The organism is Halostella pelagica (assembly GCF_004762015.1).
Lineage (GTDB): Archaea > Halobacteriota > Halobacteria > Halobacteriales > Natronoarchaeaceae > Halostella > Halostella pelagica.
Map to the genome: position 1 here is coordinate 233,282 of NZ_SJES01000003.1, position 9,165 is coordinate 242,446.

14 protein-coding genes are annotated in these 9,165 nt (G+C 63.7%); 5 read left to right on the plus strand and 9 right to left on the minus strand.

The features are described 5' to 3' along the window. Nucleotides 1–19 precede the first annotated feature (19 nt). The 3 genes from EYW42_RS09330 to EYW42_RS09340 all read right to left on the minus strand — a co-directional run bounded on the left by EYW42_RS09330 (nucleotide 20) and on the right by EYW42_RS09340 (nucleotide 2,347). Nucleotides 20–1,201 (minus strand): inorganic phosphate transporter, encoded by a 1,182-nt coding sequence (locus EYW42_RS09330; protein WP_135534996.1) that lies wholly within the window; start codon nucleotides 1,199–1,201, stop codon nucleotides 20–22. A gap of 127 nt (nucleotides 1,202–1,328) precedes the next feature. After that, nucleotides 1,329–2,087: a DUF5828 family protein gene (locus tag EYW42_RS09335; protein WP_135534997.1), complete on the minus strand. Its 759-nt coding sequence runs from the start codon at nucleotides 2,085–2,087 to the stop codon at nucleotides 1,329–1,331. Nucleotides 2,088–2,134: 47 nt separating this feature from the next. After that, on the minus strand, nucleotides 2,135–2,347 hold the full coding sequence (locus EYW42_RS09340; protein WP_135534998.1) for a hypothetical protein: 213 nt from the start codon (nucleotides 2,345–2,347) through the stop codon (nucleotides 2,135–2,137). A 122-nt stretch (nucleotides 2,348–2,469) separates the two neighbouring features. Between EYW42_RS09340 and EYW42_RS09345 the strand changes: the two genes are divergently transcribed. After that, nucleotides 2,470–2,838 (plus strand): cupin domain-containing protein, encoded by a 369-nt coding sequence (locus tag EYW42_RS09345; RefSeq protein WP_135534999.1) that lies wholly within the window; start codon nucleotides 2,470–2,472, stop codon nucleotides 2,836–2,838. Continuing rightward, nucleotides 2,835–3,455, plus strand: a complete 621-nt coding sequence (locus EYW42_RS09350) for a hypothetical protein (protein WP_135535000.1) — start codon at nucleotides 2,835–2,837, stop codon at nucleotides 3,453–3,455. The genes EYW42_RS09345 and EYW42_RS09350 overlap by 4 nt, the downstream gene beginning before the upstream one ends. A 92-nt stretch (nucleotides 3,456–3,547) precedes the next feature. On the opposite strand, the gene EYW42_RS09355 is transcribed toward EYW42_RS09350, so the two are convergent. The 4 genes from EYW42_RS09355 to EYW42_RS09370 all read right to left on the minus strand — a co-directional run bounded on the left by EYW42_RS09355 (nucleotide 3,548) and on the right by EYW42_RS09370 (nucleotide 7,166). Next, entirely contained in the window at nucleotides 3,548–5,353 is a 1,806-nt protein-coding gene (locus tag EYW42_RS09355; RefSeq protein WP_135535001.1) for a carbon starvation CstA family protein, read from the minus strand. A gap of 164 nt (nucleotides 5,354–5,517) precedes the next feature. Next, nucleotides 5,518–6,483 (minus strand): ArsA family ATPase, encoded by a 966-nt coding sequence (locus EYW42_RS09360; RefSeq protein ID WP_135535002.1) that lies wholly within the window; start codon nucleotides 6,481–6,483, stop codon nucleotides 5,518–5,520. Nucleotide 6,484: 1 nt separating this feature from the next. Next, nucleotides 6,485–6,781, minus strand: coding sequence for a hypothetical protein (locus tag EYW42_RS09365; RefSeq protein WP_135535003.1), 297 nt, complete (start codon nucleotides 6,779–6,781; stop codon nucleotides 6,485–6,487). 64 nt (nucleotides 6,782–6,845) lie between these two features. After that, on the minus strand, nucleotides 6,846–7,166 hold the full coding sequence (locus tag EYW42_RS09370) for a hypothetical protein (protein ID WP_135535004.1): 321 nt from the start codon (nucleotides 7,164–7,166) through the stop codon (nucleotides 6,846–6,848). Nucleotides 7,167–7,227: 61 nt separating this feature from the next. On the opposite strand from EYW42_RS09370, the gene EYW42_RS09375 reads away from it, so the two are divergent. Further along, a complete protein-coding gene (locus EYW42_RS09375) occupies nucleotides 7,228–7,410 on the plus strand; it encodes a hypothetical protein (protein ID WP_135535005.1) in 183 nt (60 codons plus the stop codon). A 12-nt stretch (nucleotides 7,411–7,422) separates the two neighbouring features. Here the strand turns inward: EYW42_RS09375 and EYW42_RS09380 are convergent, their stop codons facing one another. Together EYW42_RS09380 and EYW42_RS09385 are read right to left on the minus strand one after the other, a co-directional pair. After that, entirely contained in the window at nucleotides 7,423–7,647 is a 225-nt protein-coding gene (locus EYW42_RS09380; protein ID WP_135535006.1) for a hypothetical protein, read from the minus strand. A gap of 91 nt (nucleotides 7,648–7,738) precedes the next feature. Then, on the minus strand, nucleotides 7,739–8,149 hold the full coding sequence (locus EYW42_RS09385) for an SRPBCC family protein (RefSeq protein ID WP_135535007.1): 411 nt from the start codon (nucleotides 8,147–8,149) through the stop codon (nucleotides 7,739–7,741). 55 nt (nucleotides 8,150–8,204) lie between these two features. On the opposite strand from EYW42_RS09385, the gene upp reads away from it, so the two are divergent. Both upp and EYW42_RS09395 read left to right on the plus strand, forming a co-directional pair. After that, nucleotides 8,205–8,879 carry a uracil phosphoribosyltransferase gene (gene upp, locus EYW42_RS09390; protein ID WP_135535008.1) on the plus strand — a complete coding sequence of 225 codons (675 nt, stop codon included), beginning with the start codon at nucleotides 8,205–8,207 and terminating at the stop codon, nucleotides 8,877–8,879. A 64-nt stretch (nucleotides 8,880–8,943) separates the two neighbouring features. Continuing rightward, complete coding sequence (locus tag EYW42_RS09395) at nucleotides 8,944–9,147, plus strand: DUF7569 family protein (protein ID WP_135535009.1); 204 nt, start codon at nucleotides 8,944–8,946, stop codon at nucleotides 9,145–9,147. The last annotated feature ends 18 nt before the right edge of the window (nucleotides 9,148–9,165 follow it).

Sequence of the window (9,165 nt, forward strand, 5' to 3'; positions counted from 1 at the left end):
GATCCGGGGGTCCGGCCGGTCACACCACCGCGTCGACGGCGAGGAAGCCGACGTAGCCGACGACGAGCGCCGTGGCGAGCGACGCGATCCAAGCGAGGACGGTAAAGAGCATCTTCCTGCCGCTGACGCCGCTTCCGCCGGCCGCGTAACCGCTACCGATGATCGCCGAGACGATGATCTCGTTGAACGAGACGGGGATGCCGAAGAAGACGGCGGCCTGCGCGATGGCGAACGAGGGGATGAGCGCCGCGATGGACCGCCGCGGCCCGAGCGACGAGTAGTCCTGCGACAGCGCCTTTATCATCCGGGGAGCGCCGGTCCACGAGCCAAGCAGGAGACCGATCCCGCCGCCGAGCAGCGCCGCGGTCAGCGGCACGGCGAACGGCTCCAGAAGGGGGAGCATCGGCCCGATTGCGAGACCGACCTGGCTGCCGCCCGCGGAGAAGGCAACGAGTCCGCCGAGCACCAACAGGAACCGACGCTGGGCGGCCTCGGGATCCGACCGCATTCCGTAGGCGAGGACGCCGGCGACCGCGAGCGCGATGCCGAGAGTCACGAGCGACTGCCCGACGGCGGGAGCCAGCGGCAGTCGACCGGCGGCCGTCATCGCGATAGACGCGCCCTCACCCGTCGGCCCCAGAACAGCGAACTCGATCTGGGCGACGAGCAGGCCTACGATGCCGGCGAGCGCCGGGATAGTGACGATCTCCGGGAGCCGTTCGTTCCGAAGCAGTTTCGCCGTAGCGAACGCCACGCCGCCGCCGACGAACGGTGTCAGCGTCCACAGCGCAGCGATCTCGCGGTATTTCGCCCACGCGGGGTCGCCGCCCATCGCCAGACCGACGCCGATCACCGCCCCGGTGACGGTGAAGGCGGTGGCGATGGGGTAGCCTTTGAACACGCCCATCGCGACGAGGACGGCGGCGATAGTCAGGCCGACGGTCGCCGCGACCGGCGACAGCGTCACGCCGCCGATCAGTTCGCGTCCGACCGCCTCGGAAACGTTCGCGCCCTGCAACACCGCGCCGGCGAATCCGAGAATGCCGACGAAAAAGCCCGCTCGCATCACGGAGATAGCGTTCGCCCCGACCGCCGGAGCGAACGGTGTCGAACCGCTCGATCCGGCGCCGATAGCCCACGCCATGAACAGACTCGCGAGTCCGGCAACGACAACCGTCGCCAACGTCGCGGCATCCACCATTCGCTCACACGCTACTCGGGGGTCCTACAAGTGACTACCGTCTCGTGGAAACAGCCGGGAAAACAGCGGTCAACTCGGAAATCTCTCTTTCCATGCCGTTCTCACGGACGCGGAGATGAAACGCCGCTCAGTTCGAAGACGGTTTGGACCGCTCTTCCGGCTCCGGTGCCTCCACGCCCTCGATGGCCTCGACGTTCTCCGTCTCTTTCTCGGTGTCGACGTGCCAGCGGTCAACGGTGTCTTCGTACTCGGTCAGGATCTCGGAGACGGCTTCCTTCAGTTCGTCGTCGTTGACGTTGATCTCGAAGGTGAACGTCTCCTCCTCGCCGTTGGTGTTGTGCTGGAGGTTGGCGCTGACGAGTTCGTTGTCGAAGTAGTACGGCGCTATCTGGGTCATCACGCGCTGATAGACAGTGTCCTCGACGGCCCGGAGCGCCTTGCGACCGGCGGAGTCGGCCGCGCGGGCGACGTACTCTATCGACTCCCCCCACTTGTCGACAGCGCCCTCCGCGTCGTCATCTCCGAGTTTCTCGTATGACTCGGTCAGCTTCTCGCCGGCGGTCTGGATGTCCTCGTCGGGATCTTTTCCGGCTTTCTCTCCTTTCCCCTCGTTAACGCTCGCCTTCTCGGCGGTTTTCTCACTGACGTCGGCCTCGATCCGTTCGTGGGCTTTCGGCCGCCACTCGTTCCACTCGTCGAAGGCGTCGATGTAGTCGTCGACGGTGTCGGCCACACCGTCGTTGACGTGTTTGCCGTCGTCGTCATCATCGGCGTCACCGGGTTCGTTGACGTCGAGGTCACGTAACGCACGGGTGATCCGCTCACCGTGCTCAACGATGTCCCCCCACGTCCCTCGGACTTTGAACCCCGAGATGCTCTCTTCCATACGGTAGAGTCGGCTAAGCGCGGCAGGCTTTATACCCTTTGCGGGCGTCAGCGGCCGTACGTCAGACGCGTTGCGAACTCGTCGAGGCGACGCTTGACTCGACTGAGCAGGATAGCCGGGCGGGCAACGGTGCGCATCTCGTCGTCGTCGACCTCGATGCGGTCCCCGTCGAACGGGTCATGTCCGCCCTCGCCATCCGTGGCACCGACAACGGCGGTCATGCTGCAGCGGCCGCAGGCCTCGCTCTTGTCGCTGTCCATGAGTGGTTCGTGCAGAATATTCGTGAGGAATCCGGATAAAGGTTTCTCGCGAGGGCGCGACCGCCGGCCGGTCGTCGACCGGGCCGACAGTGTATTTTACCCGCACCCTGTGACAATCAAACATGGGATATCATCACATCGGCGTAGACGGGATAGAGCCGACGCCGGATCGACCGTGTACGCGACGGTCGATAAGCGAAGCCGCGGGTCTGGAAAACGTCGCCCTGAACGTGTACGAACCATCGCCTGGTGAGTCCATCCCGCTCGCGTACCACTACCACGACAAGCAAGAGGAGGTGTTCTACGTGCTCTCCGGCGAACTGAGCGTCGAGACGCCCGAGGAGACGTACACCGTCGGCGCTGACGAGGCGTTCGTCGTCGAAGCCGAGAGTCCGCAGCGGGCGTACGTCGACGAGAATGTCGAGGAGGGAGCGAGGGTACTCGTCCTCGGTGCCCCCGCGATAGACGACGTGCATCCCTACGAGCCATGAACGGGGACTCGGCCGAGACGAGGGCGGACCCCGATGCGGAAGCGGGTCCGGACCTCGACGTTCCGGAGTGGGACGACGACTACGTCGACCGCCTGAGCGACCGCTTGATGTACAACTACGACCTGGAGAAAGACGTCAGCGAACGCGGCGAACGGTTCTCGCTGTACGGTCGCCTCTCGATGGAGAGCGAGAAACACTTCTTCTCGCCGTTGCTCTCCTACGCCCACCACGAGACCCACGAACACCTCTACCTCCGCCGCCGTGACTCGGTGACGACTGGAGACCTCGACGCGCTCGTCGAACTCGGTCACGACCTCGCCGACGACCGGATCGAGGCCGACGAGGAGCATTACGGGACGGAGTTCACGTTCGTCACCGTCGTCCCCAAGATCGCCGACGAGATTCGCGGGTACGTCGACGGGTTCCGCGACCGTACGCTGCTGAAGTACGGCTACTTCGGGCACTACGAGATCAATCTCGCCGTGGTCGCGCCGACTGAGAACGATGTCGTGACGAGCGAGGTAGCGGACATCGAGGAGGCGCTGACGACGTGGGACCAGATCGAACGGGAGGAACCTGGTCTGCTCGGTCTCATCGCGCGGCGGTTACAGATCTGACTTCCGCCCGCAAGAACTGCGTGCGGCCCTCGTACCGGGCGAGCAGGCACCGCCTCGCGAACCCGTGAAAAACGGCGGCAACGGCGTTGGCGTCAGTCGTCGGACGGTTCAGTCTCGGTGACCGCCGTTCCACCTCTTGCTTTCCTGACGTTCTCGTAGCCCATCTTGACGAGGGCTAACGCCAGGCCGACCAGGACCAGCGCGATGAGGATCTGGATCCCCGAGGAAACCATGTCCAGGGTCGACGCGCCTTCCATCCAGGTGCTGTCGAGGAACTTATCCCGGAAGTTCTGGATGAACGCCAGATACAGCAGGGCGAGCACCGTGATGGTCGTCATGATCGCCATCGGAACGCCGGTACTGATTAGCTGTTTCGTGTCCGACCAGTTGGCGAGCCACACCGTCGCCGTCAGCAGCGCAAGCGCGGCGAGCAACTGGTTCGCGCCGCCGAACAGCGGCCAGAGGTCGGCCCATCGGCCGCTGGCTACGAGCGCGTACGCGAGGACGCCCTGGACGCCGGCGTTCACGTAGCGGTTGGTCGCGGCTTCCTGTACGTTTGACTCCGGCGTCTCGACGATCTCCTCTAACATGTACCGACCGAGTCGCATCGCGGTGTCGGTGCTCGTCAGGAGGAAACTCACCAGCACGAGCGCCATGAACGGAGCACCGATTTCAGTCGGGATGCCGAAGCTAGTAAGGAAGATGCCGCCGCCGGTTGCGAAGTTCGGTAGCGCCTGACCGATACCGCCGCCCTCGACGGTGATGCCGACGAGCGCCACCGTCGAGAGCGCCACCGTCGCCAGTAGCCCTTCGCCGAGCATGCCGCCGTACCCGATCAGGCGGGCGTCAGTCTCCTTATTGAGCTGTTTCGCCGTCGTTCCGGAGGAGACCAGCGAGTGGAACCCGCTGATCGTCCCGCACGCGATGGTGACGAAAAGCAGCGGGAACAGCGGCAGTCCAGTCGTCCCCATGAACCCGTAGTACGCGTCGATGTTGACCACGAGCGGCTCGCTCGCCGACCCTAACACGGTCCCGACGATGATCGCCAGCAGCGTTCCGCCGACCCCGGTGTACAGCAGGAACGACGAAAGGTAGTCGCGCGGTTGGAGTAGCGTCCACACCGGCAGAACGCTGGCGATAAACGCGTAGATGATGACGACTGGTATCCACGCGGCCGTGTTCGCGCCGAACAGTTCCGACCCGGGAACGGCGGACCCGCCCGACAACAACACGATAGTCCCCGCGGGGTAGTCGCCGGGGAACAGCGCGAGCGGGAACTCGATGCCTACGAACACGCCGGCGAACACGCCGGAGACGAAGATGACGGTCCCGGCGATAAAGGGGAGGTCCAACTGGTAGAGCCAGACCCCGAACACCAGTGCCAGCGCGATGTAGATCAGGCTCGCGGTCGCCGCTTGCGGATACGCGTTGAACACGATGGCGACCACCAGCGCGAACACCGCGACGACGAGGATGATCGTCAGGAACGCGAACCACAGCAGCATGTCCTTCCCGCGGTTTCCAACGTACTCGCCGATGATGTACCCGATCGACTTCCCCTCGTGGCGCAAACTGCCGGATAGCGACACGAAGTCGTGGACGCTTCCCATCAGCGGATTACCGATGGCGATCCACAGCAGTGCGGGAACCCATCCCCACACCACGCCGGCGGTGATCGGCCCGACGATGGGCGCACCGCCGGCGATACTCGAATAGTGATGCCCCAGTAGTACCGGTTTCTTCGACGGTACGTACTCCTGTCCGTCTTCGTACTTGTGGGCTGGAGTCTCGTTCGTCTCGTCGAGTTCGACGAAGTTGGCGAGATAGCGGGAGTACCCGAGATACCCCGCGCTGAACATCGCCAGCACCCCAAGCACCAGCCAGATTACCTGGACCATGCTAACTTACCTCACGAATAAACCATGTGGAACAATGATTTAAACTTTTGTTCCTGTTATTTACGGATCAGTACGGGAAGACTGCGGCTACGCGGCCTCTACACTCAATTGAGACTGGAAACCGGCGAGAATCGAGGGACGAACGTCCGATAAGTGTTTTGTGGTCAGGACGGTGACGCAGCGATCTCGATTTCGAGTTCGTCGGCGACATCAGCGAGAAGGTCCCCTTTGACCTCCTCTATCCGGGTCTCTATCTCGGCGACGACGGGTTCGGTGAAGGTTTCTCTGACCGTCGCGATACGCTCGCGGTCCGTCTCGTATCGCCGGCGGAGATATCTGGCACCGCGGCCGCTCTCGTCGTCGTCGGGCGACGGCGTGACCTTGTTGATCACGAGGCCTCTGACCGACAGTCCGTACTCGGTCAGGTCATCGATGGCCCGGTCAGTCTCGCGGATAGAGAGTTCGTCCGGGTTAAGGATAAGAAAGAAGGCGGCCTGGTTGCGCAGGACGTTCCCCGCGAACTCGAACATCTCCTTTCGCTCGCTAAGACGCTTGATGATCGGGTCGTCCTCCGCCTTTCGGCGGGCGTTCCTGTCGCCGATTGCGGCCTTCTCGTAGAGGTCGATGCTTTTCGCTCGCTTGTCGACGAGGCGGTCGATCCACGATTCGAGGAACTCCGGAAGCGCGAGCAGGCGAAGCGTCCCTCCAGTCGGAGAGGTGTCGAAGACGACGCGGTCGTACGACTCCGAGTCGCGCATGACATCGATAAACCGGTCGAAAAGCGCCGCCTCGTACGCGCCGGGCGTCCGGTGAGCGAGTTCGATCTGACGGTCGATCTCGTTGACGATGCTCGGGCTAACCTGGTCGCTCATCGTCCGCTTTATCTCCTGCATGTGCGCCTCGACCTCCTCCTCGGGGTCGAGTTCCATCGCCCACAGGCCGTCGTACCCGTCGACGCGTTGCGGATCGTCGTCGAACGCCTGGTCGAACACGTCGGACGTGCTGTGTGCGGGGTCGGTCGAAACGATCAGCGTCCGCAGGCCGGCGTTGGCACACTGAGTTGCGTAAGCGGACGAGACGGTGGTTTTCCCGACCCCACCCTTGCCGCCGAAGAAGACGAATTTCTCCACGTTAGAAGTGGTACTGCTGACCCTTGCGTTCGACGAGCGATTCGCGGTCCCACATCCGGCGTTCCCACTGCTCGAACTCCTCCCCGAGATACGGGAGGAGTTCGGCGGTGTAGTACGAGATCGGACTCGGGATGCCGAAGGCGTCCGCGAAACAGGCGAAGAGGAACACGTCGTCGGTGTCCTCGGCCTCCTTCTCTATCAGTTCGTAGGCGGGATGCTCTATCATCCCGTGGTAGAGGCCGTGTAACACCTCCATCAGTGACTCCCGGTACGACTCGATCCGTTCCGGTAGCGTCATGGTAGCACGTCACGGGGGTCGAGTTGAAAAGCATGGCGGCGCTGTCGACGCGCGTCGGTCCCGTCTACCTGAAGACGAAGGGGAGCGACAGCAGGAGCGAGAGCGCGACGAGTATCAGGAGACCGTACCACAACCGGCCGAAACGTTGCCCCGCGGTGACTATCCCCCGGCGTTCCGGCCGGTGCGTCCAGACGAACTGGTAGTACGCGGCGACCGCCGTCGGTATGAAGACGGCAGTACAGACAACGAGGCCGTGGTCGACGGACACCCCGAACGCCTGCAGGTAGAGCGGACCGAACGCGTAGATGAGAAGGAACGCGAGCAGGGTGACGACGAGAAACGGGACCGGGTCGACAGGTTGCCCCTCACTGTTCTGGAGGTCCATACTTGACCAAGGCGGTTTTGCACATTATACTTGTAAGGTGATCGCGTTGTCACGAAACGCTATGGCTCCCTCGACAGACGGGAATCCTCTCGTGTTACTGGTCATGAACGCGATACTGTCGGGTACGTTTAGCTACGTGGTTCTCCGCGGATACGCGTTCGTCGGCGGGGCCCCCTTCTCGTGGCGGAACGTCGCGCTGTTGACGCTCGTACTGATGGCGCTTACCTTCGTCGTCGTCCGCTAATGCATGGTTACGCTAGCACGCACAGCCAGTCGATCCGACGGAGCGCTCGAACTCCATCGCCTCGCCACACTCGGGGCAGTCAGGTGTCCCGTCGCCCGCGACATCGACATCGCGGATCCGCTCGTCGCAGTCGTGACACCAGTACGCCCCGTCTGACGAGTCCCCGTCGGCACCGCCGCGATGCGGGGACTCCGACGAGGCTTCGAGAACGTCTGCGATAGTGTCAATCACACCCATGAGAAACTGTTGGGTACTGCTCGGCTTAAACCCCAACGCGGGTGTGCGAGCCGATCGCACGCTCGCGGTCGACGGCACGTGACCCGTCCCGTCAGTCGAGGTCCGCTGCCAGCGCGTCGAGCGCGCGCTCCAGTTCCCCCTTGCGCTTCCAGGCCGCGAGTCGGTCGGTGAGCGGCGACAGCGGCATGCCCGCCTCGACCGTCGAACGGGCGGTAACGCGGGTCCCCTCGTTTTCCGACGCCAGCGACAGCGTCGTCTCCATTCGGTCCAGCGGGCCGGAGTCACCGGCCTGTTCGTAGTACAGGCCGTCCTCGGTTCGCTCGAACCGCAGCGACAACTCGACGCCGGCCCGTCCGACGGTGACGACCCACTCGTCGTCGGTTTCGGTCACGTTGCGCACCCGGAAACTCCCCTCGTATTCGACGACGGAAGTCGGGGTGAGCGCCCGTTCCACCTCGGCCGGGAGCGCCGGGACGAACTGCGAAACCTCGACAGTGCTCATCACGGAGGGGTTCGAACCGGTACCTTATAATCCTCGGCGGACGCTGTTCCGACCAATGACTATCGAAGACCGCGACGACGCGTACGTCGTCGACCACGCACTCGCGAAAGACACGCTCTCGCAGCTTCGAGACGTCGAAACCGAACAGGTCGCGTTCCGCAAGGGGCTAGTGAAACTCGGCCGCCTCTGCGGGTACGAGATCATCGACGGCCGGATGGAGACCGAGTACGTCTCGATCCAGACGCCGCTCGAAGAGACGATGGGCGAGCGCGTGAAAGGACTCGACAACGTAGTTATCATCAACGTCCTCCGCGCCGCGACCCCGTTCGTGGAAGGGTTGCTCAAGGCGTTCCCGCGCGCCCGGCAGGGCGTCATCAGCGCCTCCCGCGACGAGAGCGCCGGCATGGAGGGCGGTGAGTTCCCCATCTCCATCGACTACGTGAAACTGCCCGAGATCCACGAGGAAGACACCGTCATCATCGCCGATCCGATGCTCGCCACCGGGAGCACGATGTGTGCCGTCCTCGACCATGTCATCGAGAACTCGGCCGACCCCGAACACCTCATCGTCCTCTCGGCGGTCAGCGCTCCGGACGGTCTGCTCCGCGTAGGCGATGCGTACCCCGAGGCCGACCTCCTGACGGTCAGCATCGACGACCACCTCGACGACGACGGCTTCATCGTCCCCGGCCTCGGCGACGCCGGCGACCGCGCGTTCCGGACGACGTGACTCACCGGGTTTCGGGCGGGAACGGGCACAAGGATATATTGTCACGGGCCGCCAGAGTCATCGCATGACAGATGGCTGTGACGCCTGCGGGGAGGACGTGACCGACGCGCTCGCACGGACAGTCCGACTGACCGTCGACCGGTCGCAGATCGATTCCCAGCGGCTCTGCCCGGAGTGTTTCGCCGACTGGATCGACCGGTACGAGACGGAGATGCGAACCGGGACGAAGACGATAGACGACGGCGACGACGAGATAATCGTCGACTGAGTTCGACGCCCGTCGAAC

Bases quoted from the DNA above. Each gene is read 5' to 3' on its own strand.
- upp (WP_135535008.1), top strand. From the start codon at position 8,205: ATGACTATCGAAGACCGCGACGACGCGTACGTCGTCGACCACGCACTC.
- EYW42_RS09355 (WP_135535001.1), bottom strand. From the start codon at position 5,353: ATGGTCCAGGTAATCTGGCTGGTGCTTGGGGTGCTGGCGATGTTCAGC.
- EYW42_RS09330 (WP_135534996.1), bottom strand. From the start codon at position 1,201: ATGGTGGATGCCGCGACGTTGGCGACGGTTGTCGTTGCCGGACTCGCG.
- EYW42_RS09350 (WP_135535000.1), top strand. From the start codon at position 2,835: ATGAACGGGGACTCGGCCGAGACGAGGGCGGACCCCGATGCGGAAGCG.
- EYW42_RS09375 (WP_135535005.1), top strand. From the start codon at position 7,228: ATGGCTCCCTCGACAGACGGGAATCCTCTCGTGTTACTGGTCATGAAC.
- EYW42_RS09335 (WP_135534997.1), bottom strand. From the start codon at position 2,087: ATGGAAGAGAGCATCTCGGGGTTCAAAGTCCGAGGGACGTGGGGGGAC.
- EYW42_RS09370 (WP_135535004.1), bottom strand. From the start codon at position 7,166: ATGGACCTCCAGAACAGTGAGGGGCAACCTGTCGACCCGGTCCCGTTT.
- EYW42_RS09395 (WP_135535009.1), top strand. From the start codon at position 8,944: ATGACAGATGGCTGTGACGCCTGCGGGGAGGACGTGACCGACGCGCTC.
- EYW42_RS09345 (WP_135534999.1), top strand. From the start codon at position 2,470: ATGGGATATCATCACATCGGCGTAGACGGGATAGAGCCGACGCCGGAT.
- EYW42_RS09365 (WP_135535003.1), bottom strand. From the start codon at position 6,781: ATGACGCTACCGGAACGGATCGAGTCGTACCGGGAGTCACTGATGGAG.
- EYW42_RS09380 (WP_135535006.1), bottom strand. From the start codon at position 7,647: ATGGGTGTGATTGACACTATCGCAGACGTTCTCGAAGCCTCGTCGGAG.
- EYW42_RS09340 (WP_135534998.1), bottom strand. From the start codon at position 2,347: ATGGACAGCGACAAGAGCGAGGCCTGCGGCCGCTGCAGCATGACCGCC.
- EYW42_RS09385 (WP_135535007.1), bottom strand. From the start codon at position 8,149: ATGAGCACTGTCGAGGTTTCGCAGTTCGTCCCGGCGCTCCCGGCCGAG.